Origin of the sequence: Spinactinospora alkalitolerans (genome assembly GCF_013408795.1) — a bacterium.
Taxonomy (GTDB): domain Bacteria; phylum Actinomycetota; class Actinomycetes; order Streptosporangiales; family Streptosporangiaceae; genus Spinactinospora; species Spinactinospora alkalitolerans.
Genome location: NZ_JACCCC010000001.1, coordinates 2,827,611 through 2,852,963 on the forward strand (window position 1 = coordinate 2,827,611; position 25,353 = coordinate 2,852,963).

Here is a 25,353-nt window from a genome sequence, read left to right on the forward strand (position 1 = left end):
CCGCACCGGTGGCGTCAACGCCCACGAGGCCGGGGCCGGCCGGGCCGCCCGGCGGCGCTACCGCCAGTTCGGGCCCCAGGCGGCGCTGTCGGAGACGCCCGGGGGCAGCGGGGGCAGGAAGTCGGCGCCCGGCGGGCGCCGGTCGGCGGACTCGGGGCCGGGGTCGGGCTGCGGCGCCGCCTCGACCGGGTCGGGCGCGGCGGCGTCGGTGACGGCCGGGATCGCCTCGGTCGGAGCGGGCCGCGGCGCGAACGCTTCGCCCGGCACCGGGTCGGCGGGTCCGCCCGCCGCACCGGATCCCTGCGGGCCGGGCGCCTCGGGCGCGGGCCCGGCGACCTCGTGGGACGGCGGTTCCTGCGTCAACGGCGGCTCCTGCGCCACCGGGCCGACCGGCTGCGCCCCGGAGCCCGCGCCGCCGAACGCCTCGCCCATCGCCTCGCCCGGCGCGGCCCGCCGCCACCACAGCGCGGCCTGCTCGCCGTCGAGTTCCTCGACGACCTCCAGCCGCCCCGCGATGTGGGGGTGCCTGCGCACGGAGTTCCAGGTGCGCTTGTAGGGCGGCTCGTCCAGGACCACCACGCGCTCGCCCTCGACCACGGGGACGTCGCCGGGCACGCCCTCGTTCCACACCCACGAGCCGTCGGCGGCCACCAGGTTCCACCAGCCCGTGACGACGGAGTCGCGGTCGATCTCGCCGTCGGAGGCCGCGGCCACCCAGGCCGGGTCGGGCCGTTCGCCGGCCAGGCCGCGCCCCTGCGCGCCGACCAGCGCATCGGCCAGCAGCGTGTGGAGCTGGAAGTTGTCGCCGACGCCGTCGAAGCGCACCCGGAAACCGCGCCCCGAGGCCCGGTCCAGCACCAGCGCCGAGGCCGCCTCCGACATCCGCAGCAGCTCCGCGGCCTCACCGAACTCCGGCAGGAACGGCGCGAGCTGCCCGGCGACCGCCAGCAGCTCCTCGCGCATCGCCGCGTCCTCGCGGAGCGCGGCGCGCACGCCGGCGTCGCTCAGCATGGTTTTGGCCGACAGCCCGTAGCGGCGCGCGACCCACCAGCACATCGTCGCCGTGGGCGCGGACTCCCCGAGCACCTCGGCCACCCGCTCCTCGTCGGCCGCGGTGACCTGCTCGGGCTCGGGCGGGGCGCCGCCGCCGGTCTTGTCCCAGGCGTAGAGGAACACGCCGGCGCCCTTGCCGGTCTCGCGCAGCCGGCGCAGCACCTCGATCCCGGCCTCGCCCGGCGAGGCGCCCATCTCCACCAGCGCGCCGGCGACGACCATCAGGTCGGCCGCCATGCCGGGGACGGCGTGGTTGCCGGCGAATATCGGCGCGAGCGCCTCCAGCGCGATGTTGCGCTCTTCGGCGGGAACCTGGCGGGCGAGGTTGTAGGCCTCGGCCACGGCGGGGCCGAAACGCTGGGGGTCCGCCGCGAGGGAGGCGTCGATCAGCTCCTGGAAGGCAGCACGAAACGCATCGATCACCCGGGCATCCTTCCATATTTCCGGCACGGTGCGGTCACAGGCCCAGTCTGGTGACCGCGTTGTCCTCCAACGGGTTGGCGGTGCGGATGTAGCCGTGCACCGTGCGTGCGTTGGTCCAGCGGCCCTGCCGCATGATCTCGCGGTCGCCTGCGCCGCCCAGAGCGGCCTGGGTGGCGAAGCCCGAGCGCAGCGAGTGGCCGCCGAAGGCGTCGGGGTCCAGCCCGGCCCGCTCGGCGTAGCGCTTGACCAGGTCGGCCACTGCCCGGCCGGAGACGGCGCGCTCACCGATCCCGCCGTGCCGGTTGACCGCGGGAAACAGCGGGCGCGCGGTGCCGTCGGCCAGGTCGGTGCCGGCGTAGGCGTGGCAGCGGTGCGCGCGGGCATCGGGCCGCTCGCCCTCACCGGTGAGCAGCGCCCGCACGGCCGCGCCGCCCCCGTCGCGGCGGGCCTCCAGCACCTCGGCCCAGTCGGCGAACGCACACACCGGGCACATCGCCGCCCGGCGCCCGCGCGGCAGCGCCACCTGCTGGGCGTGGCGGGCCTCCTGGTCGGTCTTGGTGACGGACAGCCGCACCACCAGCAGCGGCTCGCCGGTCCCGGCATCGGTGTCCACGGCGACGTCGTCGAAGCTCAGCGCCGCCAGCTCGGCGCGCCGCAGCGCACCGGCGAACCCGGTCAGCAGCAGCAGCGCGTCGCGGCGCCGGGCCGCCCCGCTGGGATGGCCCGGCGCGGGGCGCTCGGCCAGCAGCGCCTCCAGGGTGTGCAGCAGCACCGGGCGCTTGCGCCTGGGCTGGGCGCGGCGGTGGCGCCGGATGCCGCGCAGCGTCATACGCACCACATCGGCGCGAGTGGGCGAGGCGAGCCCGTTGGCCCCGTGCACCGCGGCGATCGCCGCGGCCCTGCGTTCCAGCGTGGCCGGCGACAGCGCCCAGCGGCCCGGGTCGTCCTCGCGTACCGTGTCGGCCGCGGCGGCCAGGTACACCGCCACGTCCACCGGGTCGGCCGGCAGCGACCGGCGCCCTTCGGCCAGGCACCACGCGGTGAACCCCACCCAGTCCGACCGGTAGGCGCGCAGCGTGTTCGCCGACTGCGCGGCCGCGAGGTAGCGGCCCAGCGCCGCGGCCTGGTCCTCGTCGAAGCGGCGGCGCACCGCCTCCAGCGCCCGGGTGTCGATCAGCACGCTGTGCGTGCCGCGCTCCAGGCGGGTGCGGACCTCTGCGGGCAGCGCCGAATCACCGTTGGTGCTCACGGTGGTCCATGATGGCGGATCGCCGGCGCGGGGGCGCGGTCCGCCCCGCCCGGCGCGCGGCTCCCCGGCGTCGGCTCCCCTACCCGAACGCCCCGGCGATGCCCCCGAGGAGTTCGGCCGGGGATGCCAGCGAGAACACCACGACCGCGGACAGCGCCAGGGCGGCGGCGAACATGGCGGCCGCGACCCTGCGGCGCAGCCACAGCGCGGCCACCGCGCCGCCCAGCGGAACCAGCAGGGCGAACACCAGCATCCAGACCAGGTACCAGGCGGCGGCCCTGCGGGCGGCGTCGGTGACCTCGCCGGTGTCGAGCATCGCGAAACCCTCGGCCAGGTAGAGCACGAAGAACAGCGGGGAGCCGGCCAACCAGGCGCACGCCAGCAGGATCCACACCGCGGCCGGCCAGCGCCTGCGGTCCTCGACGACCAGCGGCGTGCGGCTGACGGAACGGGGCACGGCGGGCGCCTCCCCGGTCGGGCGCGCCTGCGTGGGGCTGCGTCCGCGCTTCTTCTTGGGCGCCATCCGTCCTCCGGTCATGTCCAGCGGGTGAGGGTTTCGAACCGTCACCTTAGACGCCGGATCCCCCCGCCCCGAACCGCCCGCCCCGCCGAAACGCTGCGCCGAGGGCGTCGTGCACGAGGTGCTGCAGCGGGCCCGGCCCAACAGCAGGATCCCCGGCGTGCGCTCCACCGGAGGGCTGAACGCGGTGCGCGGCTAGCGTGGCCCGGCGCCGGGCCACGGCCGGGCCGCGGTGCACAGTCCGGCGAATCCGGCCAGCACCCGCAGCTCGGCGATCGAGCGCGGCGCGGCCGTGACCAGGTGCGGGGAGTACACCAGCGCCGTCAGCACCTGGGCTCGCGACAGCGCCACGTTCAGCCGGTTGCGCGAGAGGACGAAGTCAAGGCCGCGCGAGGCCTCGGCGGCGCTGGAGACCGTCATCGAGCAGATCACCACCGGCGCCTCCTGGCCCTGGAACCGGTCCACGGTGCCCACCCGCACCTCGTCCAGGCCCGCCTGCTCCAGTGCCCGGCGCAGCGCCCGCACCTGCAGGTTGAACGGGGCGACGACCAGGATGTCGGCGCCGTCCAGCGCGCGCGGCGCCGCACCCGGCTCGGTGAATGAGGTGCCCACCAGGCGCGCCGCCAGGTCCACCACCGCCGAGACCTCCTCGGGGCTGTGGGTGGTGCGGCCGGTGTGCTCGGTCTCGATCCGGTAGGTGCCCGCGGCCACGCCGGCCAGGCCGCGCCCCGCCGCCGAGGGGTGGGCGCGCAGCAGGCCCCGGTAGGACAGCCGCGACACCGGCTCGCACACCTGCGGGTGCATCCGGCGGGTCTGGTCCAGGAAGTAGCCCATCGAGGGGCCGATGATCTCCTGCTCGCCCACCAGGTGCTCCAGTGCCGAGGCCGCGGCGCCCTCGCCGTGCGTGCCCTGCACGACCTGGGGCAGCTGCTGGGGGTCGCCCAGCAGCACCAGGTCGCGGGCCGCAGCGGAGACGGCCAGGGTGTCGGCGAGCGCGAACTGGCCGGCCTCGTCGATGATCAGCACGTCGAAGGGGTCGCCGGCGAAGGCCTCGTTGGCGAAGTTCCACGCGGTGCCGCCCACCAGGTGGCCGCCGCCGTGCCCGGCCCGCCAGCCCACCAGGTCCTTGATCTGCTTGGGCTGGTCCCAGGCCGCCTCAGGGTCGGGCTTCTTGGCCGGCCGCTTGGCGCACGGCAGCTCCGTGCCGGCCTCCTTCGCCGCCTTCAGCGCCGCGGCCAGCACGTTCTCGATCGCCTTGTGGCTGGTGGAGCAGACCCCGACGCTTCTGCCCGCGGCGACCAGGTGGGTGATCAGGCGCGCCGCCAGGTAGGTCTTGCCCGCGCCGGGCGGCCCCTGCACGGCGAGGTAGGAGGAGTCCAGCCGGTCCACCGCCTCGATCACGGTGGCCACCGGGTCGCCGTCGCGCACGGCGGGCAGCGCGCCGCCGCCGCGCAGCCGGGGCGGGATCCGGCGCAGCACGTCCACGCCGGCCAGCGGCGGCAGCGCGGGCAGGTCGGCCACGACGCGTTCGGTCAGCGACAGCAGCGCCGCGTCCTTGGGCGCGGCCCGCACCGGCGAACCGGGCAGCACCGCGACCGGGACCCGGGCGTAGGTGTCGCCGGGGTCGGCCGTCTCCAGCAGCGTGAGCCGGTCGGCGCCGGCGGTCTCGACCCTGGCGCCGGTGGTGGCCGCCGGCTGCCCCGGCGGGCCGGGGTGCAGCAGCCGGACGTCGTCGCCCGCGGTGAAGGGGTGCGGGCGGGAGGGGTCGGCCCGCGCGTGCAGCTCCCTGCGGGACTTGCGCTGCCGGCCGGTCGGCTCCTGCCACTCCCCCGCGCGGACCCGCAGCGGCACCAGGCAGCCGTTGTCGGCCTCCAGCTCCTCCACCGGCGCCGAGGCGCGGCGGAAGAACTCCCACCACGCCGGGTTGGCCTCGCGCCGGTAGTAGCCCACCAGGGCGGCGAACAGCGCCCGCGTCCGCTGCTCGGCGTCGCGGGCGTCGGGGTCGGCGGGGACCTCGGCGAGCAGCGGGTCGGTCAGCGCCCGGGCCTGCGCCTCGATCTCGGCGCGGCGGCGCGCGGCCTCGGCGGCGCGCTCGTCGCCGTCCTCGGCCGCCAGCTCGTCCTGGCGGATCGGGCGCGCCCGCACCCCGTGCTCGGTGCGCCGCTCCTCCAGCCAGTCGCGCAGCCGCGCCGTGGAGACGCAGTCGTCGCGGTTGTAGGCGGCGATCCCCGACAGCACCTTCTCGGCGCGCTCGGCCTCGCCGGCCTGGCACGCGGCGACGTACTCGGCGTAGGCGTCGATGCTGGAGGTCGCGGTGGTGACCTCGCCGGCGCGTCCGGAGCCGAGGTAGAGCGGTTCGAGGTACTTGATCGAGTAGGAGCGCTGGGAGACGCGCAGGCTCTTCTTCACCACGGTGTAGAGGTCCACCAGGCGGCGCCCGCGCAGCAGGTCGTCCACCTCGGCCTCGCGCGTGCCGAACGTCGCCGCCAGCAGCTTGAGCCGGTCCACCTCATAGGAGGCGTAGTGGTAGACGTGGGCGCCGGGGTCGGCGTCGATGCGGGCCGCGGTGAAGTCGACGAACTCCTCGAACGCCCGCTTCTCCTGGGCGCGGTCGTGGGCCCAGAACGCGTGGAAGCGCTCCTCGCCCCCGTCCTCGGTCACCGCCCCGAACAGGTACTCCAGGCCGCGCCCGTCGGCGCCCTCGTAGTAGGGGAAGCCCTCCATGTCGAAGAAGACGTCGCCGTGGCTGGGCTCGGGCAGCGTGGCCAGGCCCTCCTCGGAGTGGACCTCGGCGATGACGGTGCCGGTGGGGTCCTCGGCGGTGCGCGTGGCGTCCTGGCGCGCCTGCAGCGCCGCCTGCTCGCGCAGCCGGGTGTAGGCGTGGTGCGGCAGCGGTTCGGGCCGGTCCCGCTCGTCGGCGCCGGCCAGCGCGTCGATCGTGGTGATCCCGGCGTCGCAGAGCTTGCGGACCTGGTCGGTGCGGATCCCGGCGACCAGGGACAGGTGCCGGGCGCCGGCCCGGCCTTCGGCGCACATCGCGGCGTAGCCGCAGCTCTCGCAGGCGTGGCGCGGCTCGCCCCACAGCGGCGACGGCAGCCGGGCCGGGGCGCGCAGCCGGCCCAGCAGCCGCTCGCGCACCGATGACAGGATCGGGGTGAACTCGGCGACCCGCAGCGCGTGGGTGTGGCCGTCGCCGGTGAGCAGGTGCATGTGGTCGGGGCCGTCGGGGCCGAGGCGGCCCAGGGCCTCGGCGTAGGCCGACAACTGCAGGACCGCGCCGGGGCCGGGGCGGCGGGCGAGCTTGGTGTCCCAGGGCTCGTAGGTGCCGCCGCCCGTGCGGCGCTCGCCGGTGGCGGGGTCCACGCCGGTGCTGACGAGGAAGTCGGCGCGGCCGTGGAAGGCGATGCCGGGCTCGACCGGGTCGTAGAAGACGCCCTGGTAGATCACTGGGACGCCGGCGCGCATCGCCTCGGCGGTGGCCCGGGCCGCCGCCGTCATCGCCTCGTGCGTGGCCTCGGGGTTGTCGATGCTCACCACGCCGTCGCCGAACAGCGCGGTCAGCCGCTCCAGTTCGGCGCGCTCGTGCGCGGCGCCGCTCTGGGCCACCAGCGCGTCGATGTCGGCGGGGACCGGAGCGCCCGGTACGCCGTCGGCCAGCGCGGTCTTCAGCGCGCTGCGGTGCTCGCACTCCATCGAGTCGACGAGATCGGTGGGCGAGAAGACCCAGCCCGACACGGTGCGAAACACCCGCCCGCCCCTCCCCGTAGTTGATCTTCGGGGCATTCTGCCACGCCGGACCCCGCCGATTCGGGAGATCGCGCGGCGCGCGCGGGACTTTCCGCGCCCTCAGGCGGGCCGGATGCGGCCGCGCAGGGGGAGGCGGCGGGCGAGGCCGGGGGTCAGCGGACCTCGAGCACGCAGAGGCGGCAGGACAGGCCCTCGCGCTCGTGGTAGGGCCGCTCCTCGAGCTCGCGCAGCCGCACCAGGCCGCGCCGGGCCATCTCCTCCAGGTGGGAGCGGTAGCCGCCGGACTCCCACACCGCGCTGAGCACGGTGGCCACGACGACGCCGCCGGGGCGGACCACGCGGGCGAACTCGTCCAGGGCCGCGGGGCCGACGTGGCCGTCGGTGAGGGTGCCCACGCACAGCAGCGCGTCGTAGCCGCCGTCGGCGACGTCCAGGCGCCTGGTCAGGTCGGCCTCGCTCAACGCGCGGTACACGCCGCGCGAACGCGCCCGCTCCAGCATCCCGGCGGAGAGGTCCACGCCGTCGATGAGCGCGTCGCAGCGTTCGGCCAGCGCGGCCCCGGCCAGTCCGGTGCCGCATCCGGCGTCCAGCACCGTGGCGGAGGCGTCGAGTAGCTCGGCCAGCCGCGCCGCGGCGAGCGCCGGCGCGACGTAGCCCATGCCCTCGACCGTGTCGGCGTCGTAGTTCTCGGCCCAGGCGTCATAGACCTGCTGGGCCTCCTCCGGGCCGTTGAGGGCGTAGACGCGCTTGAGGATCTCGTTGTGCGTAGCTGCCACGACTGGCGAACTCCGTTTCCGTCGTTCGGGCCGTCTCGCCCGTGGCTGCCTGGCTCTCCCGCGGCCGCCGCGGGCGGACTCGGACACTCCTGCTCCACCGGCGGCGCCGCACGGTGCGCGGTGCACCATCGTAGTCACCGACGGAGCGGCCGGAGGGGGCGCCCCCTCCGGCCGGCGCTGAGGCCCGCACGGGCTGCGGTGGATGTCCGGTGCCGCCTCGGCCGGAGTGTGCGGGGTCGGGCTGTCGTCGGCGCGCCGGCGCTGACCACGGCCTTGCCGGGCACGTTCGACCACAGGGAGACCTGCAGGAGCCGGGTCGGCACCGGCTCGGCAGATCTCGGCCGGCCGGCATCGCGGCTAGCCGACGACCCGCCACTCCACCTGCGCCACGCCGGCGCTGGGCGAGGCGATCTTCTCGAAGGCCGCCTTGGCCAGGTCCAGGCAGCGCCCGTCGATGTAGGGGCCGCGGTCGTTGATGCGGACCGTGACGCTCCTGCCGTTGGCCGGGTTGGTCACCTCGACCATGGTGTCGAAGGGCAGCGTCTTGTGCGCGGCGGTCATGGCCGAGGGGTCGAACCTCTCGCCGTTGGCCGTCATCTGGCCCTGCCAGTAGTTCGACGCCTCGCACGCGCCGCTCTGGCCGCCGCCCGAGCCCTCCGATCCGGCGGAGGAACCGCCGGAGGAGGAGTCAGCGTCGGACTCCGCCCGCTCCTCTTCCTCTTCTTCCTCTTCCTCCTTCTCGGCCGGTTCGGCCGCGCCGGCGAAGGCCCGGGTGGCCTCCTCGACGGCCGTGTCGTAGCGCTGCTCGGCCTGCTCGAGGGCCTCGGCGTCGACGGCGGCCGGAGACGGCGCTTCGGGTCCGGCGGTCTGCGCCCGCGGGATCGTGGCGTTTCCGGCCGAGGCCTCGGGCGTGCCGCCGAAGCCGCCGGCCGCGGCCGCACCGGCGGTGCCCGCGAGCAGGACGGCGCCGACCGCCGCGCTGACGATGACCAAGCGCTTGGATTTCATGCGTTCAAGCGCGCTGCGTGAAGGGCGGTGATCACCCACGACGAAAGTCCTTTGAACGGGAACAGGAACACTGCTGCGAGTCCCGTTTTCGTCGGGGCCGATCAACGCGAGAGCGCAGCGAGACACCCGGAACACGGGATTTGAGTGCCGGTCGGGGTCCGAGCTCCCACGGCTCCAAGACTCCGGCGACCGGGCGTATCCATAACAGGAGGGTTATGGGTACCGAATTCAGCCGATTATGGAACTTGCACGTACCTTCCTACGTTCAGTCCCTCTTGATTTCTCCCTGATTGGTTCGGCGCTGTCACGGCGCATGCGCAAGATGAGCGGAACATCCGGATCGACCCTGGCCCGGAACGGGCTGCCCATGTGTCTACCGGTCCTCGGGTCGGAAGGTCAACGATTTGCCCGGTTTTTACCCTTCCGGGGCAACCGGATCCCCGACGCCGCAGGGCAAGGCGGCTACCTGCGGCGTGTCGGGACCGGGACCCGGTCCAGGTCGGCGGCCACCACGATCCGCCCGCCGAAATGCCGCGCGGCCTCCTCGGCGAACCGCTCGTCCTCGCCCTGCCCGTAGCGTTCGGAGAAGTGGGTGAGCACCAGCGTGCGCACGCCGGCCTCCGCGGCGATCCGCCCGGCCCGGGCCGCCGTGAGGTGGTGGTACTGCTCCGCCAGCGCGGCCTCGGCCTCCAGATAGGTGGACTCGATCACGGCCATGTCGGCGCCCTCGGCCAGCCGCACAGCGTTGTCGCACACGCCGGTGTCCATGACGAAGGCGAACACCTGCCCCCGGCGCACCTCGCTGTACTCGGCCAGCTCGACCACGCGCCCGTCGGCGTCCACGACGCGCTCCCCCGCCTTGAGCCGGCCCACCTCGGGCCCGGTGATCCCGCGCGCGGCGAGCGCTCCGGCCAGGATGCGCACCCCGTCGGGCTCGGCCAGCCGGTAGCCGTAGGCGGCGATCCGGTGCCGCAGCGGCAGCGCGGTCACGGCGAGGTCGGACTCGCCGGGCAGCTCGGCCGCCTCCCCGCTCACCGGCTGCTCGCTGATCACGTCGGTGTCGTTGAACGCGGTGGCGTGGCGCAGCCGGCGCCAGTACCGCTCCCCCGCCGCGGGGAACGCCACCCGCACCTCGTGGTCGACCCCGTCGCGCGCGATGCGCTGCACGACCCCGGGCAGGCCCAGGCTGTGGTCGCCGTGGAAGTGCGTGACGCAGATCCGGGTGACGTCGTGTGCGGAGATCCCGGCGTGGCGCAACTGGCGCTGCGTGCCCTCGCCGGGGTCGAACAGGATCCCGTGGGAGTCCCAGCGCAGGAAGTAGCCGTTGTGGTTGCGCCGCTTCGTCGGCACCGCGCTGGAGGTCCCCAGGACCACGAGCTCGCGCATTGACATGGGAGCGATCCTGCCAGCCCGGCCCGCTCTCGCGTGCGGCGGAACACCGCTACCCCCACGAGGTCCGCGTCACCTCGGGCATTCCGTCGGGGAACAGCGTCGCGGCCGGGTCCTCCAGCGCCACGCCGTTGAGCGCGGCCGCGGCCCGCGCCAGCTCGGCGTTGTTGAGATGGCCGCCCACCGCGCGGATGACCCCGCGCAGCGCATCCAGCACCTCCGCCCCGCACGCCAGCGCCGCGTAGTGCGCCGCGACGGCCGGGGTGCGCGACTGGCACGCCGCGCAGTGCAGCAGCACCCGCTTGCCCTCGGCGCGCAGCGCGGCCACCGCCCGGGCGGCCTCGTCCAGCACGAAGTGCAGGTTGGGGTTGGCGCCGGGCGAATCGGTCAACCACACCTCGACCACGTCGCGGCCGGGCAGGTGGGGCGGGAGGTCCTCGCCGCCCATCCGGCACAGCGACACCACCGCCTCGGCGTCGGTGCAGGTCCGCACGTACTCCAGGTTGCACAGCAGCACGCCGGGGTCGTAAGGGTGGGCGACGGCGAAGGCCTCGTGGCCGGGGTCGTGCGCCGCCCGGCTCAGCGTCGCGCACTGCGGCCACGCATCGGTGTCGCTGCCGCGCGCCGCGACCAGCGCGTCGGTGACGAGCCGCCGCGGCGCCACGGTCTCGCTCAGTTGCCGCTGGACCCGCAGCGGAACGCCGGAGGCGCCCCAGCGTGCGCCGGCCAGCGCACCCGCGTGCATCGCAGCCTCGTCCCCGCCCGCGGCGTGCGCGGCCCGGACCGCCTCCACCAGTTGGGAGCAGGCGAACGCGCCGCGCGCCGGATCGGACCGGGGGGCGGGGGTGTCGGCGACCGCCCGCCACGCCGTGGCCGCCGCCCCGCGGGCCGCCGGACCGGGCGGGGGCACCGCGCCCTCGGCGACCGTCCGGCTCAGGGCCGACACCCAGGCGCGTTCGGGTCCGGGGCCGACCGCCGAAGCGGCCACGTGCGGATCGTCCACGCCGGTCAGGGCCGTGGTGATGAGCCATCCGAGGCGGGCCGCGCCGTCGCCTCGGCCATCGGGCCGCCGCAGCCCGGCCGCCATCGCCGCGGGCGCGCCCACCATGCACGCCGCGGCCGCCGCTCCCAGCAGCGCGCCGGCGGCCCGGTCCGGTCGAGGGTCGCCGTGTTTCCAGTCGCGTGCGCGGCCCCAGGCCTCCGCGTCGATCCGCATGGCACTCCCGTCGCATTCGTCGGCCGGCCGGTTCGGGTCCTACCCGCCGCTCGGACCGCGCTCACCCGGCTGCCGGTTGTGGCCGCCGCCCGCCTCTCCCGGGACGCCGGCCCGGACCAGCCCGGACTCATAGGCCGCGATGACCGCCTGCACCCGGTCGCGCAGCCCCAGCTTCGTCAGCACGCCGCTGACGTGGGTCTTGACGGCGTGCTCACCGACCACGGACGCATCGGCGGTCTCGGCGTCGGACCGGCCGCGCCCCAGCAGCGCCAGGGTCTCCCGCTCGCGCCTGGTCAGCGTGTCCAGGCCGACCGGCGGCGCAGCGACCCGGGGCGTCCTGCGCACCGGGGGGATGGAGGCGCTGTTCCAACGCCTCGCCCGGAGCCGGCCGGGCCTCAGGGGAGGTCGTCCAGAGCGATGCCGGTGACGCCCCGGTAGCGGCCCGGTTCGGTGGTGGCCACGCGCCATTCGCGACGGCGGGCCTCCAGGACGCCGTGGGCGATCCCGAGCGTGGTGAGGTCGCGCTCCCCCGGCAGGTCCGCGGCGATGGCGCCGACGGCGGCCGCATCGCGCTCCTCCAGCGGCCGGATCAGGAAGGCCCCGCTGATGGTGAGGCGGTGCAGAACGTCCTTGTGCGCGTCGTCGACGAGCGCCAGGAGGCCACTGATCGAGGCGGCCGAGACGAGGAGGGTGTCGCCTCGGCGCGCGGCCCATTCCAGGTAGGTGCGCAGGTATGCCGGCTCCTTGCCGACGACGTGCAGGGTCGCCGGGCAGATGACGCGTCCGCCGATGGCGTCGTGTTCAGGGGTCATGAAGCTTTCTGTGTTTCTCCGTCGACGATGCCAAGCTTCTGCTTGGCCCAGGCGATTTCGTCGGCTGTGGACTGCCCCAGGATGTCGGTGATCGCGGCGGCCTTGCGCTCCCGGTCCAGCCGGTTCTGGAGAGTCTGTGCGACGTAGGCGGAGAGGGAACTCGCCTGTCCGGCCTCCACGGCGGCGCGTGCGTCCGCCAGGGTTTCCTCGGGCAGGCTGACAGTGATGCGCTCGTTCATACTTTCAGTCTATCTCGTTCATACTTTTTGCCGTGGGTGATCGGGCGATCTCTCTCCGCGCAGCACACTCTAGACCCGCGGCGGCCCGGCTCGGACGGCTTCCGACGAACCCCGCCGACTCCCGGGTTTCCGGTCATACGGCCACGGGGGACACGGCCGTCTGGAACCGGGCGAGGACGGTCTCCACCACGCCCTCGTCCGGGCACAGCGGGGCGGCCACCGCGTCGGCCCCGGCGTCGGCGAGCCGGTTGTGGAACAGGCCGGGGGCGAGCAGCCACGAGGCCACCGCCACGCGCCGGTGCCCCTCGGCGCGCAGCGCGTCCACGGCATCGGCGACGGTGGGGGTGCCCGTGGCGATGCAGCCCACCCGCACCGGCGCCGCGACGACGCGGGAGAGCCGGTGCGCCGCGGCCTCGACCTGGACCAGCGCGTCGGGGTCGGAGGAACCGGCCGCGGCCAGCACGACGGCGTCGCCGGGCCGCCTCCCGGCCCGCGCCAGCCGGCGGGCCGCCGCGGCCGCCAGGCGCGGGTCGTCGCCCAGGGCGCCGGTGACGCGGGCGTCGGCGCGCCCGGCCCGGGCCAACTGCTCGGGGATGTCGACCCGCACGTGGTAGCCGGCGGCCAGGAAGGCCGGGACCACCACGATCGGGCCCTCGATCTCCGCGGCGACGTCGGCGACGCCGGGGCGGCGCACATCGGCGAAGGCCAGCCGCACCGGCGCCGGCGCGCGCTCGGCGACCCGTGCGGCCAAGGCGCGGGTGACGCCGAGGCCGCGTCCGTCGCGGGTGCCGTGCACGGCGAGCAGCAGCGTGGGGGTCAATCGGTGCTCCCGGGAGAGGCGCAGTCGCCGGAGTCCAGCGCGAGGCGGTAGCCGCGCTTGACCACCGTCTGGATGATCTTGGGGTCGCCCAGTGCGGTGCGCAGCCGCGCCACCGCGGTCTCCACCGCGTGGGCGTCGGCGTCCTCGCCGAGGCCGGCCAGCAGTTCGGCGCGGTCGCGGACCTGGCCGGGGCGCCGGGCGAGCTCGCGCAGCACCCGCATCAGCGCGGGCGAGACGGGACGCAGCACCCCGTCGAGCAGGACGGCCCGGCCGCGCAGCCGCAGCCGGCGGCCCGCGACGGGCAGGTCCGGCCGGGTCTCGGGCAGCTCCTCGCACAACCGCCTGACCAGGGCGCCGATGCGGGCGCGGCCGGGCCAGACGGTGGCGACGTCACGGGCCATGAGGGGCCGGGCGGTGACCGGTCCGACGCACATGGCCAGCACGTCGCCGCGCAGCGCCGCCACCAGCCGCTCCCGGGTCCCCGTGGCCGCGGCGCGCTCCAGCAGCCCGGCCGCGGCCGGTGCGCTGGTGAAGGTCACGGCGTCGACCTGCCCGGCCAGGACGGCGTCGACGAGCCGGTCCAGCGCGGTGACGTCCTCGGGCGCGGTCCAGCGGTAGACCGGGACCTCCACCACCTCCGCGCCGGCCATCCGCAGCGCGGCGCAGAAGTCGGGCAGCGGCTCGCCGTGCAGCTGCACCGCGACCCGCAGCCCCGCCGCCCCCGACTCCAGCAGGTACTCCAGGACCTCGGCCGAGGACTCCGAGGGCGGGGACCACTCCTCGGTGAGCCCGGCCGCGCGGATCGCGCCCTTGGCCTTGGGGCCGCGGGCCAGCAGCCGGGAGCCGCGCATCGCGTTCAGCAGCGGTTCGGCCAGGCCCCACGTCTCGCACGCCTCCACCCAGCCGCGCAGGCCGATGCCGGTGGTGGCCACGACCACGTCGGCGGGGCGCTCGGCCAGCTCCCTGGAGACCGCCATGAGCCGCCGGTCGTCGCTGAGGGGGACGATGCGCAGCGCGGGCGCGCAGACGACCTCGGCCCCCCCGGCGGCGCAGCAGGGCGGACAGCTCCTCGGCGCGGCGCGCCGCGGTGACCGCGACGGTGAACCCGGCCAGCGGCTGCACGCCCGCGCCGGGCGCCTGCGCGGCCCCCGCGCCGAGGACGGTCGCGGTCCCGCTCATGCCGGCCCGCGGTCCGGTCGGGCGGCGACCTCGATCACGCCGTCGCGCTCGCGCACGGCGAACAGGGGCTGGCGCACCGCGGGGTCGTCCAGGCACACGCCGGTGCGCAGGGAGAAGACCTGCTTGAGCATCGGGGAGGCCACGGTCGGTTCGCCGGTGCGGTCGCCCACGATGCCGCGCGACATCACCGCGGCGTGGCTGAACGGGTCGATGTTGTCGATGGCGTACAGGGCGCCGTCGTAGGTGCGAAACACCGCGGCCTGGCCGCCGTCGGGCAGCAGCACCGCGACACCGCGTTCGGGCGTGAGCCGGTGCGCGGGGCAGGCCGTGATCCATTGGGCGGGGACCGGTGTCAGGACGGTCATGTCAATCACGCCTCCACGTGCTGGGGTCGAGCGGGCATGCCCAGAGCGACGGGACCGGCGGGGACGGGCTGGTCCCGCTCGGTGTCGAAGGTGATCGTGGGGTCGGGGGCGTCGGGGGCGTTGGCGAAGGACACGAACCGCGCGAGCTTGTCGGGGTCCTCCAGGACGCCGCGCCATTCGTCGGCGTATCCGCCGATGTGGCGGGCCATGGCGGTCTCCAGGTCGGCGGCGATGCCCAGGGAGTCCTCGACCACGACGGAGCGCACGTGCTCCAGGCCGCCGTCCACGCCCTCGATCCAGGCGGCGGTGCGCTGCAGCCGGTCGGCCGTGCGGACGTAGAACATCAGGAACCGGTCGATGTAGCGGATGAGCGTGGCGTGGTCGACGTCGGAGACCAGCAGCTCGGCGTGGCGCGGCCGGAAGCCGCCGTTGCCGCCGACGTAGAGGTTCCAGCCGTTGTCGGTGGCGATGACGCCGATGTCCTTGCCGCGGGCCTCGGCGCATTCGCGGGCGCAGCCGGAGACGCCGGCCTTGATCTTGTGCGGGGCGCGCAGTCCCCGGTAGCGCAGTTCCAGTTCCACGGCCAGGCCGACGGAGTCCTGCACGCCGTAGCGGCACCAGGTGGAGCCGACGCAGGACTTCACCGTGCGCAGCGCCTTGCCGTAGGCGTGGCCCGACTCGAACCCGGCGTCGACCAGCCGCCGCCAGACCTTCGGCAGCTGCTCCACGCGGGCGCCGAGCAGGTCGATGCGCTGGCCGCCGGTGATCTTGGTGTAGAGCCCGAAGTCCCTGGCGACCTCGCCGATGGCGATGAGCCGGTCCGGGGTGATCTCGCCGCCGGGGATCCGCGGCACCACCGAGTAGGTGCCGTTGCGCTGGATGTTGGCGAGGAAGTGGTCGTTGGTGTCCTGCAGCGCGGCCTGCTCGCCGTCGAGGATGTGGCCGCCGCCCAGGGAGGCCAGGATCGAGGCGACGGCGGGCCGGCAGATGTCGCAGCCGCGCCCGGTGCCGTGTCCGGCGATGAGTTCGGAGAACGTCGCGATGCCGGTGGACAGCACGATCTCGACGAGTTCGGCGCGGGAGTGCGGGAAGTGCTCGCACAGTGCGCTGGACTGCTCGACCCCGGCGTCGGCCAGCAGCGTCTTGAGCATCGGCACGCAGCTTCCGCAACTGGTGCCGGCGTTGGTGCAGTCCTTGAGGGCGGCGACGTCGCAGGCGCCCTCGTGGACCGCCTCGACCAGTGCGCCCTTGGTGACGGCGTTGCAGGAGCAGATCTGGGCGTCGTCGGGCAGCGCCCCGACGCCCACGCCGCCGTCGCCGCGCCCGGGCGCGATCAGGTCGAGCGGGTCGCCGGGCAGCGCGTGCCCGACCAGCGGGCGCAGGCCGGCGTAGGCCGAGGCGTCGCCCACCAGGACCCCGCCCAGCAGCGTCGCGGCGTCGTCGGAGACGACCAGCTTGGCGTAGCGGCGGCCGGGCGCGTCGTTGAGGACGACCTCCAGTGCGCCTTCGGTGCGGGCGTGGGCGTCGCCGAAGCCGGCGACGTCGACGCCGAGCAGCTTGAGCTTGGTGGAGGTGTCGGCGCCGGTGAAGGCGGCCCGCCCGCCCATCAGCCGGTCCGCGACGACCTCGGCCATGGCGTTGCCCGGGGCGATCAGCCCGTAGACGGTGCCCTCGACGCTGGCGCACTCGCCGACGGCGTAGATCGCCGGGTCGCCGGTGCGGCAGGCCGGGTCGACGGCGACGCCGCCGCGCGGGCCCAGGTCCAGGCCAGCGGCGCGGGCCAGTTCGTCGCGGGGGCGGATGCCGACGGCGAAGACGACGATGCCGGCCTCCAGCTCCTGCTCGCCGAGCCGGACCCGGGCGGCGCGGCCGTCCGGGCCGGCCTCCACCGCAGACACCCCGGTCCCGGCGTGCACGGTGACACCGGTCTCGGTGACGAGGCGGCCCAGCAGCGCGCCGCCGCCCTCGTCGACCTGGGCCGGCATCAGCCAGGGGGCGAGCTCCACGACGTGGGGCTCGACGCCGAGCAGGCGCAGCGCGTTGGCGGCCTCCAGGCCGAGCAGCCCGCCGCCGATGACGACGCCGGCGCGGGCGTCCCGGGCGGTTGCGGTGATGGCGTCGAGGTCGTCGATGGTGCGGTAGACGTGGCAGCCGGGCAGGTCGTGGCCTGGCACGGGCGGCACGAACGCCGAGGAGCCGGTGGCCAGGACCAGTTCGTCGTAGCCGATCCGCTCGCCGGCGGCGGTGGTGACGGTGCGGGCGCCGCGGTCGATCGCCGCGGCGGGGTCGCCCAGCCGCAGCTCGACCTGGTCGTGGACCGTCAGGTCGGCCAGCCGCAGGGCCTTTTCGCCGGCGCCGTCGAAGTAGGACGACAGGGCGACGCGGTCGTAGGCGGGGCGCGGCTCCTCGCCCAGCACCACGATGCGGCGGGTGCCGTCGGCGTCGCGGTCGCGCACCGCCTCCACCAGGCGGTGCCCCACCATGCCGTTTCCGATGACGACGAGTTGTCTCATGCCGCGCACGTCTCCTAGCGGTGTTCGGCTCGGGCGCCGCGACGTCCTCGTGTCAGCGGACCTCCCTCCGTACGCCCCTAGACAACCCGCACCGTGTTTCGCATCCGTCAGCCGACTGTGACGGCGGTGTTTCGTTGTCCTGTCACCGCAGACGGCAGAGGTGTGATCCGGCTCTACGCCCACCACCGCAAGGTAGGTGGGAATCCCCCGGACTCATCCGGGGAGCACTTCAAGTCGCCTGGAGCACCAGCTCCACCGGGTGCATCGCCTCGCGGCGGGTGCCGTGGGCGATCTGCTGCCTGCAGGAGACGCCGGTCGCCACGATGACGGTCGCGTCGTCCTCGGCCTCGACGGCGGGGAACAGCCGGTCCGAGCCGACCCGCATCGACATGTCGTAGTGCTCGGCCTCGAAGCCGAAGGACCCGGCCATGCCGCAGCATCCGGCGTCCAGTTCCACCACCTGCGCGCCGGGGATCCTCTTCAGCAGCGCCACGGTCGCGGCGGTGCCCACCTCGGCCTTCTGGTGGCAGTGGCCGTGGAGGAGGATGCGGCGCCCGGCGGGCCAGGAGTCCTCGCGCAGGCGCAGGCGCCCGGCGTCGATGGCCTCGGTGAGCAGTTCCTCGACCTGGCGGACCCGGCCCGAGACCTCGTCGACCCGGTGGTCCCCCGGCAGCATCGACGAGCACTCGTCCTTGAGGGCGAGGACGCAGGAGGGTTCGCAGCCGACGACGGGCGACCCCGGCGCGGTCTCGGACAGCAGGCCCACCAGCGCGCCCGCCTTGGCCTTGGCCTCGTCGACCAGCCCCTTGGACAGGCTGGAGCGCCCGCAGCACCCCCGGCTCTCCAGCCGCACGTCCCATCCGGCGCGTTCGAGCAGTTCGATGGCTGCGCGTCCGATGCCGGGCTCGGTGTAGGTGGTGAAGGAGTCGGCGAGGAAGGTGAGCGGGCCCAGCGGCGCGGGGCGCGCAGCGGTCCGGCGGCGGCGGAACCAGCGGACCAGGTGGGTCCGGGTGAAGGTCGGCATCGGCCGCCTCGCGGTGATCCCGACCGCCTTCTCCACCAGCCGCCGCAGCAGGGGCAGGCGGTTGGGCAGATTGCTGAGCGGCGCGGTCGCCGATCCCAGGCGGTAGAGCAGGCGCACGGAACCGAAGACCCGCGACCGCAGGGGGACCCCGTGCGCGTCGTGGTGGTGCGACTGGGCCTCGCTCTTCAGCTTGGCCATGTCGACGCCGAGGGGGCACTCGCTCTTGCACGCCTTGCACATCAGGCACAGGTCGAGGATCTCGTGCAGCCGCTCGTCCCCCAGCGCCGCGCGGGGGTCGGGCTCGGAGAGCGCCTTCACCAGCGCGTTGGCGCGGCCGCGCGTGGCGTGCTCCTCGTCGCGCGTGGCGATGTAGGAGGGGCACATCGCCCCGCTGGCGCTCTTGCGGCACAGGCCGATGTTCATGCAGCGGTCGGCCGCGCCGCGCATTCCGCCGACGACCTCGAACGACAGCCGGGTCTGGAAGGGCCGCGGTTCGACCGGTGCGGCGTCGCGCAGGTTGCCGGTCATGGGCGGCGCGTCGACGATCTTGCCGGGGTTCATGGTGCCGTCGGGGTCGAAGAGCCGTTTGACCTGCTGCATCGCCCCGTAGAGCTCTTCGCCGAAGATCTCCCGGTTGAACTCGCTGCGGGCGAGTCCGTCGCCGTGTTCGCTGGAGTTCACGCCGCCGTACTCGGTGACCAGATCCTTGATCTCCGCTGCGACGGCGCGCATCCGCTCGGCCTCGCCGGGGACGGCCAGGTCCACGAACGGGCGGATGTGCAGGCATCCGACGGAGCAGTGGCCGTAGAATCCCGCCTCCATCCCGTGGCGGTCCAGGACGTCCTTGAACCGCCGGGTGTACTCGACGAGGTGCTTGGGGTCGACGGCGGTGTCCTCGACGAAGGCCAGCGGGCGCCGGGTTCCGCTGCCGGCCGCCATGAGCAGGCCGAGACTGGAGGTGCGGACCTTGAGCAGGGCTTTCTGCTGCTCGGGGGTCGCAGCCTCCAGCGCGTGGTAGCCGTGCCCGTTGGACTTCCACAGGGCGGTGAGCCGCTTCAGGTCCGCGCGCAGCTCCCCGCCGTCGTCGCCGCTGAAGGTGACGAACAGCAGGGCGCCGGGGTCGCCCTGGAGGATCGAGCCGAGGAAGGCGTATTCGATGCGCCGGCGCGACAGGTCGAGGATGGTGCGGTCCATGAGCTCGACGCCGGCGGGGTCGCAGGACAGCGCGTCCTCCGTCGCCGCGATGGCCTCGGGCGTGGAGGCGAAGTGCCCGACGGCGATGACGGTGTGCCGCGGCCTGGGGACGAGGTCGACCAGTGCCTCGGTGGCCACCACCAGGGTCCCCTCGGCGCCGACCACGAACTTCGCGAGGTCGAACGGGGTGCCGTCGGCGAGGCGGTCCAACCGGTATCCGCACGCGCGCCGCCAGAAGTCGGGGAACCGGGTGGCGATCGCCTCGGCGTTGTCTGCGACGATTCCGGGCAGTGCGCGGTGGACGTCGCCCTCCAGGCCGGGCAGGGCGGCCCGCCTGGCCCGCTCCGCCTCGCCGATCGGGGCGAACCCGGTGCGGTGGGCGTCGGCGAGCACGACGTCGAGGGCGCGCACGTGGTCGATGGTCATTCCGTAGCGCACGGACCCGCTGCCGGCGGAGTTGTTGCCGACCATCCCGCCGATCGTGGCGCGGTTGCTCGTGGAGGTGTTGGGGCCGAACATCAGCCCGTGCGGCGCGGCGGCCCGGTTGAGGTCGTCCTGCACCACCCCCGCTTCGACGCGCGCGGTGCGCGCCTCGGGGTCGACCTCCAGGATCCGGTGCATGTGGCGGGACAGGTCCAGGACCAGGCCCGGGCCGACCGTCTGACCGGCCAGGCTCGTTCCGGCGCCCCTGGGCACGATCGGCACGCCGAACTCGCGCGCGGCGGCGACGGCCGCGGCGACGTCGTCGGCGTGGCGGGGGAACACCACGCCCCTGGGCGTGATCGCGTACATGCTGGCGTCGCGGGAGAACAGGTGCCGGGTGTAGTCGTCGAAGCGCACGTCGCCGTCGAGGTCGCGGCGGAGGCGGCGTTGCAGGTCAGTGGTTGCGTCAGCGGATTGGGCGGACTCTTGGCCGATGGTCATCGCGCGCTCTCCCGACGGGGTGGACCGTGATCACGCCTGTCCCAGGTGATCCAGGGCGGCGGTGATGCCGCCGGGATCGACCTTCACGCCGGCCAGGCCGAGCCCCATCTGGACTCCGGCGATGGTCCCGGCCAGCGTCAGGTCGCCGAGGTGGCCGAGGTGGCCGATGCGGAACACCCGGCCGGCGAGCCTGCCCAGCCCGGCTCCCAGCGACATGTCGAAGCGCTCCAGGATGACCCGGCGCACGTGGTCGGCGTCGTGCTCTTCGGGAAGCAGCACGGCGGTCAGCGCGCCGGAGTGCTCGCGCTCGTCGAGGCAGAGGACCTCCAGTCCCCAGGCGCCGACCGCGGCGCGGGTGGCCGCGGCGTGGCGGGCGTGGCGGGCGTAGACGTGCGGGAGCCCTTCGGCGTAGAGGATCCGCAGTGCCTCGCGCAGCCCGTAGAGCAGGTTGGTCGCCGACGTGTAGGGGTAGGAGCCCTGCTCGTTGGCCCGCAGGATCGGCGCCCAGTCGAAGAAGGACCTGGGCAGGCCGGCGGTCTCGGAGGCGCGCAGGGCCTTGGGGCTCACGGCGTTGAAGCCCAGCCCCGGGGGCAGCATGAGCCCCTTCTGCGAGCAGGAGACCGTGACGTCGACGCCCCATTCGTCGTGGCGGTAGTCGATGCAGCCCAGTGAGGAGATGGTGTCGACCAGGTAGAGGGCGGGGTGGCCGGCGGCGTCGATCGCCCGGCGGATCTCGCCGATCCTGCTGGCGACCCCGGTCGAGGTCTCGTTGTGGACCACGCACACGGCCTTGATCTCGTGCCCGGTGTCGGCGGCCAGGCGGGCCTCGACCTCGTCGGGGTCCACCCCGTGGCGCCAGTCGCCGGGGACGAAGTCGACGACGAGGCCGAGCCGGGCGGCCATCTCCTGCCAGAGGGTGGCGAAGTGCCCGGTCTCGAAGCACAGCACCCGGTCGCCGGGGCTGAGCGTGTTGACCAGCGCGGCCTCCCACGCGCCGGTGCCGGAGGACGGATAGACGACGACGGGCTGCTCCGTGCCGAACACCGGCTTGACGTCCTCGAGGAGTCCGTGGACCAGCGCGGAGAACTCGGGGCCGCGGTGGTCGATGGTCGGTGCCGCCATCGCGCGCAGGACCTCGTCGGGGACGTTGGTGGGACCGGGGATCTGCAGGAAGTGGCGGCCGCTGGAGGTGGCCATGGCGGGCCCTTTCGACGAGTCGACCCAAAAATCCGTATGGCGAAATCCTGATACCGGTAAACGGATTCTAGGAGTTGCCCTCGCGCACCCACAACCCCCGAGCGACATAAAGGGCGAATGGTCCGATGTCAATGCCTCGATAGGGGTTGACGCGAGATGAGACGAAGAACATACTTTTGGATAATAGAACCATTATTCCGTATTGCGGAATAATGTCGCGATAGTGATCGTGTCGACGACCCGCCCAGCCCTGCGCTCCACGACCGGTTCGATCTCGTACCCGAATGTCCGCCGCACAGCGCGCGTCCAGGGGGCCTCGTGTCCGTAGAGATCATCTCCATCCTCGTCCTCGTCGTCGTCTTCCTCATCGCCACGCTCACCTCCGCCCACATGGGAGCCCTCGCCCTCGTCGCGGCCTTCGTCGTGGGCACAGCCGTGGTGGGTGAGACCCCGGACGAGATCTTCGGCGGCTTCCCCGGAGACCTCTTCGTCATCCTGGCCGGGGTCACCTACCTGTTCGCCCTGGCCAAGAACAACGGAACGGTCGACTGGCTGGTCCACGTCTCGGTCAGCGCCGTGCGCGGCCGCATCGCACTGATCCCCTGGGTGATGTTCCTGGTCACCGCGCTCATCACGGCTGTGGGCGCCGTCGTGCCCGCGGCCGTCGCCATCATCGCCCCCGTGGGCATGGGCTTCGCGGTGCGCTACCGCATCAACCCCGTCCTCATGGGGCTCATGATCATCAACGGGGCCAGCGCCGGCGGCTTCTCCCCGATGAGCATCTTCGGCGGCATCACCAACGGGGTCGTCGCCCGCAACGGGCTCGAAGGCTCACCCGGACTGCTCTTCGCCGGCTCCTTCGTCTTCAACGTGCTGCTGAGCCTCGTCGTCTTCTTCCTCTTCGGCGGGCGCTCCCTGATCGGGCGGCGCGGCAACGGCGGCGCCGCCTCCGACGACCCGCCCGCGGCGGCGGGGCGGCCGAAGACCCCCGCCTCCTCGCGGGCCGACCGGCTGGACGCCCAAAGCGGCGGGGCCTTCGTCGCCCGCCCGGAACCGGGGACCGCGGTCGCGACCGCGCCCGATCCGGCGGAACCGGTCGAAACGGGCGGATCGGCGATCACCCTGACACCGGAGCGCGGACTGACCGTGCTGGGCATCATCGTCCTGGCGGTCGGAGCGCTGGCGTTCGGCCTCGACGTGGGCCTCATGGCCATCACCGTCGCCGTGGCCCTGACCCTGCTCTCACCGAAGAGCTCCAAGGGCGCGGTCAACCAGATCGCCTGGCCGACCGTGCTGCTCATCTGCGGGATCGTGACCTACGTCAGCCTCATGGAACGCATGGGCACCGTGGACTACCTCGGCGACCGCGTCGCCGCGATCGGCGTCCCGCTCCTGGCCGCCGTGCTGATCTGCCTGATCGGGGGCGCCGTGTCGGCGTTCGCCTCCACCACGGGCATCCTCGGGGCGCTCATCCCCCTGGCCGTGCCGTTCCTGCTGGGCGGCGAGGTCGGCGCCATCGGGATGATCACCGCCCTGGCGATCTCCTCGTCGGTGGTCGACTCCTCGCCGTTCTCCACCAGCGGGGCGCTCGTCGTGGCCAACGCACCGGAGGAAGACCGCAATCGGGCGTTCCGCCACCTGATGGGGTGGGGCATGAGCATGATCGTCGTCGCGCCCCTGGTCACCTGGAGCGTGCTCGTCGTCCCCGGTTGGCTCTGACCGCTTCCCCGCCCTGCTCCGGCCTCTGCGCGGAGCGGGGCGGATCCCGCTTCGCCCCCGGCGCCGCCAGGAGGAATCCGGCCAGGGGGACGGTCGCGAAGGCGCCGATCGCGATCACGGTGTTCGCGCGAAAGCGCTCGGCGTCCTCCGGGGCGAGGACTGTACTCGGTGTCTCTCGCAGGATTCTCATTCACGGCTCCATCCCCGTACTCGACGGCCTTGGACCCGCAGGCCCCGTTGGACGATCTTGAGCCGTTGCGCGCGATGATCGGGGACGCCCGTGTGCGGCGATCGGCGAGAACACCCACCGGGTCCGGGAGTTCTATCTCCTGCGGCCGGATCGGCCAAGTGCGGATCGCCCCTGAGGAGGTCGAGCAGGGAACCGGAGCGCGCCATGGCCGGAGAGCCTAACAGCGGCCCCCGACGCGCCCGGTCCCGCGGGCGAGCGGGGTGACGGCGCGCACGAGAGGACTTTCACAGTGGGAGAGCACCTCATCGGGAAGGAAACACCGACATCGTGGTGTTGGCGTCCACTGTCCCCGCCGCGCGGACCCCGCTCGCGCGTGTCCTTGCCGTTGATCCGTCCGAGGAGCCCTCGTGCCCATTGCCCTGCTCGCCCTGGCCATCGGTGGATTCGGCATCGGGACGACCGAATTCATGGCGATGGGGATCCTGCCCGACGTCTCCGAGGCGTTCGGCATCTCGATCCCCACAACGGGCTACATGATCTCCGGATACGCGCTCGGCGTGGTCATCGGCGCCCCGATCCTGGTCTCCCTCGGCGCGCGCGTGGACCGCAAGCACCTGCTCATCGGGCTGATGGCGATGTTCACCCTGGGCAACCTCGCTTCAGCGCTCGCGCCGAACTTCGGCTTCCTGCTGGTCTCCCGCTTCCTGACGGCGCTGCCGCACGGCACATTCTTCGGCGTCGGCTCGGTCGTGGCTGCGTCGCTGGTTCCGGTGACCAAGCGGGCGCAGGCGGTCTCGATGATGATCGCCGGCCTGACCGTCGCCAACGTCGTCGGGGTGCCGCTGTCGACGCTGGCCTCCCAGCAGCTCGGCTGGCGCAGCACGTTCTGGATCGTCACGGCGGTCGGCGTGCTGACGCTGATCGCGCTCGCCCTGTGGGTGCCGCGGCAGAAGCCGCGGGCGGGGACCTCGGTCCGCTCCGAACTGGGGGCGCTGACCCGCGTCCAGGTGTGGCTGGCGCTGCTGGTGGGCGCGGTCGGCTTCGGCGGGATGTTCGCCTCCTACAGTTACATCTCACCGATGATGACCGACATCGCCGGGTTCACCCCCACCGCGGTGACGCTGGTGCTCGCGGTCTACGGCATCGGCATGACCGTGGGCAACCTCGTGGGTGGGCGCGCCGCCGACCGCGCGCTGATGCCCACGATGTACGCGGGCATGGCCGGTATCGCGGTGGTCCTGGTGCTGCTGCACTTCCTGGCCCCGTTCAAGGTCGCGGCCGTGGCGATGGTCTTCCTGCTCGGGTTCGTCGGCAGCGCGCTGATTCCGTCGCTGCAGATGCGGCTCATGGACGCGGCCAGGGACGCGCCGTCCCTGGCGGCGGCGCTGAACCACTCGGCGCTCAACATCGCCAACGCAGCGGGCGCCTGGTTGGGCGGTCTGGTGATCGCCGCTGGCTACGGGTACACGGCGCCGAACCTGCTGGGCGCGGGCCTGGCCGTCATCGGACTCGGGCTCGCGCTCGCCTCGGGCCTGCTGGAGCGCAGGGGCGCCTCCGGGCCCGCCGCCGCGTCCGCGGGTGCGGAGGCGAGGGTCGGCGACGCCCCGGACTCCCGCGTCCGGGCCGACTCGGGATCCGCCGCCGAGTAGCGCGGCGCCTGGCCCGCGGGGGCCGGGGCGGACGTGTCGCCCCGGCCCCCCGCGCGTCCTTGCGCGGGTCGGGCTCACTCCGCGGGGGCGAAGACCCGCAGCGCCGCCTCGACCAGGCTGTCGGCGTAGTCGGGGGTGAGGGGCCCG

At 74.1% G+C, this 25,353-nt stretch carries 18 protein-coding genes and 1 pseudogene; 2 read left to right on the forward strand and 17 right to left on the reverse strand.

What is annotated here, in order from left to right:
• Positions 1-57 precede the first annotated feature (57 nt).
• The 17 genes and pseudogenes from HDA32_RS12495 to HDA32_RS12570 form a co-directional block, all read right to left on the reverse strand.
• Positions 58-1,476: a hypothetical protein gene (locus HDA32_RS12495; RefSeq protein ID WP_179643349.1), complete on the reverse strand. Its 1,419-nt coding sequence runs from the start codon at positions 1,474-1,476 to the stop codon at positions 58-60.
• Between the two features lie 34 nt (positions 1,477-1,510).
• Entirely contained in the window at positions 1,511-2,725 is a 1,215-nt protein-coding gene (locus HDA32_RS12500) for a tyrosine-type recombinase/integrase (protein WP_179643350.1), read from the reverse strand.
• Between the two features lie 79 nt (positions 2,726-2,804).
• Positions 2,805-3,263 (reverse strand): hypothetical protein, encoded by a 459-nt coding sequence (locus tag HDA32_RS12505; protein WP_246334314.1) that lies wholly within the window; start codon positions 3,261-3,263, stop codon positions 2,805-2,807.
• A 177-nt stretch (positions 3,264-3,440) separates the two neighbouring features.
• Positions 3,441-6,992, reverse strand: coding sequence for a TM0106 family RecB-like putative nuclease (locus HDA32_RS12510; RefSeq protein ID WP_179643351.1), 3,552 nt, complete (start codon positions 6,990-6,992; stop codon positions 3,441-3,443).
• A 152-nt stretch (positions 6,993-7,144) separates the two neighbouring features.
• Complete coding sequence (locus HDA32_RS12515; RefSeq protein ID WP_312863159.1) at positions 7,145-7,768, reverse strand: class I SAM-dependent DNA methyltransferase; 624 nt, start codon at positions 7,766-7,768, stop codon at positions 7,145-7,147.
• Between the two features lie 357 nt (positions 7,769-8,125).
• Positions 8,126-8,776: a septal ring lytic transglycosylase RlpA family protein gene (locus tag HDA32_RS12520; protein ID WP_179643353.1), complete on the reverse strand. Its 651-nt coding sequence runs from the start codon at positions 8,774-8,776 to the stop codon at positions 8,126-8,128.
• A gap of 462 nt (positions 8,777-9,238) precedes the next feature.
• Positions 9,239-10,168, reverse strand: coding sequence for a ribonuclease Z (locus tag HDA32_RS12525; protein ID WP_179643354.1), 930 nt, complete (start codon positions 10,166-10,168; stop codon positions 9,239-9,241).
• A gap of 49 nt (positions 10,169-10,217) precedes the next feature.
• Positions 10,218-11,381 (reverse strand): protein-tyrosine phosphatase family protein, encoded by a 1,164-nt coding sequence (locus HDA32_RS12530; protein ID WP_218882428.1) that lies wholly within the window; start codon positions 11,379-11,381, stop codon positions 10,218-10,220.
• 39 nt (positions 11,382-11,420) lie between these two features.
• Complete coding sequence (locus HDA32_RS30620) at positions 11,421-11,726, reverse strand: response regulator transcription factor (RefSeq protein ID WP_376766957.1); 306 nt, start codon at positions 11,724-11,726, stop codon at positions 11,421-11,423.
• A 50-nt stretch (positions 11,727-11,776) separates the two neighbouring features.
• Positions 11,777-12,193: a hypothetical protein gene (locus HDA32_RS30625; RefSeq protein ID WP_246334315.1), complete on the reverse strand. Its 417-nt coding sequence runs from the start codon at positions 12,191-12,193 to the stop codon at positions 11,777-11,779.
• Entirely contained in the window at positions 12,190-12,432 is a 243-nt protein-coding gene (locus HDA32_RS12540; protein ID WP_179643356.1) for a ribbon-helix-helix domain-containing protein, read from the reverse strand. The genes HDA32_RS30625 and HDA32_RS12540 overlap by 4 nt, the downstream gene beginning before the upstream one ends.
• Positions 12,433-12,565: 133 nt before the next feature.
• The gene (locus tag HDA32_RS12545) at positions 12,566-13,252 is read right to left on the reverse strand and encodes a sirohydrochlorin chelatase (RefSeq protein WP_246334317.1); all 687 of its coding nucleotides are present in this window, start codon (positions 13,250-13,252) and stop codon (positions 12,566-12,568) included.
• Positions 13,249-14,431, reverse strand: a pseudogene (locus HDA32_RS12550) (uroporphyrinogen-III synthase). The gene HDA32_RS12545 and the pseudogene HDA32_RS12550 overlap by 4 nt, the downstream one beginning before the upstream one ends.
• Positions 14,428-14,796: a nitrite reductase small subunit NirD gene (nirD, locus tag HDA32_RS12555; protein WP_179643357.1), complete on the reverse strand. Its 369-nt coding sequence runs from the start codon at positions 14,794-14,796 to the stop codon at positions 14,428-14,430. The pseudogene HDA32_RS12550 and the gene nirD overlap by 4 nt, the downstream one beginning before the upstream one ends.
• A 5-nt stretch (positions 14,797-14,801) precedes the next feature.
• Positions 14,802-17,309, reverse strand: a complete 2,508-nt coding sequence (nirB, locus tag HDA32_RS12560) for a nitrite reductase large subunit NirB (RefSeq protein ID WP_179643358.1) — start codon at positions 17,307-17,309, stop codon at positions 14,802-14,804.
• Between the two features lie 229 nt (positions 17,310-17,538).
• Entirely contained in the window at positions 17,539-20,451 is a 2,913-nt protein-coding gene (locus tag HDA32_RS12565; RefSeq protein ID WP_179643359.1) for an FAD-binding and (Fe-S)-binding domain-containing protein, read from the reverse strand.
• A 30-nt stretch (positions 20,452-20,481) separates the two neighbouring features.
• A complete protein-coding gene (locus HDA32_RS12570) occupies positions 20,482-21,648 on the reverse strand; it encodes a pyridoxal-phosphate-dependent aminotransferase family protein (RefSeq protein WP_179643360.1) in 1,167 nt (388 codons plus the stop codon).
• Between the two features lie 318 nt (positions 21,649-21,966).
• Between HDA32_RS12570 and HDA32_RS31760 the strand changes: the two genes are divergently transcribed.
• Together HDA32_RS31760 and HDA32_RS12580 are read left to right on the forward strand one after the other, a co-directional pair.
• Positions 21,967-23,367, forward strand: coding sequence for an SLC13 family permease (locus tag HDA32_RS31760; RefSeq protein WP_179643361.1), 1,401 nt, complete (start codon positions 21,967-21,969; stop codon positions 23,365-23,367).
• 597 nt (positions 23,368-23,964) lie between these two features.
• Positions 23,965-25,206 carry an MFS transporter gene (locus tag HDA32_RS12580; RefSeq protein ID WP_179643362.1) on the forward strand — a complete coding sequence of 414 codons (1,242 nt, stop codon included), beginning with the start codon at positions 23,965-23,967 and terminating at the stop codon, positions 25,204-25,206.
• The last annotated feature ends 147 nt before the right edge of the window (positions 25,207-25,353 follow it).

Excerpts from the sequence above, each read along its gene's own strand:
- HDA32_RS12505 (WP_246334314.1), bottom strand. The coding sequence starts at position 3,263 with ATGACCGGAGGACGGATGGCGCCCAAGAAGAAGCGCGGACGCAGCCCC.
- HDA32_RS12520 (WP_179643353.1), bottom strand. The coding sequence starts at position 8,776 with ATGAAATCCAAGCGCTTGGTCATCGTCAGCGCGGCGGTCGGCGCCGTC.
- HDA32_RS12525 (WP_179643354.1), bottom strand. The coding sequence starts at position 10,168 with ATGTCAATGCGCGAGCTCGTGGTCCTGGGGACCTCCAGCGCGGTGCCG.
- HDA32_RS12530 (WP_218882428.1), bottom strand. The coding sequence starts at position 11,381 with ATGCGGATCGACGCGGAGGCCTGGGGCCGCGCACGCGACTGGAAACAC.
- HDA32_RS30625 (WP_246334315.1), bottom strand. The coding sequence starts at position 12,193 with ATGACCCCTGAACACGACGCCATCGGCGGACGCGTCATCTGCCCGGCG.
- HDA32_RS12540 (WP_179643356.1), bottom strand. The coding sequence starts at position 12,432 with ATGAACGAGCGCATCACTGTCAGCCTGCCCGAGGAAACCCTGGCGGAC.
- nirD (WP_179643357.1), bottom strand. The coding sequence starts at position 14,796 with ATGACCGTCCTGACACCGGTCCCCGCCCAATGGATCACGGCCTGCCCC.
- nirB (WP_179643358.1), bottom strand. The coding sequence starts at position 17,309 with ATGAGACAACTCGTCGTCATCGGAAACGGCATGGTGGGGCACCGCCTG.
- HDA32_RS12565 (WP_179643359.1), bottom strand. The coding sequence starts at position 20,451 with ATGACCATCGGCCAAGAGTCCGCCCAATCCGCTGACGCAACCACTGAC.
- HDA32_RS12570 (WP_179643360.1), bottom strand. The coding sequence starts at position 21,648 with ATGGCCACCTCCAGCGGCCGCCACTTCCTGCAGATCCCCGGTCCCACC.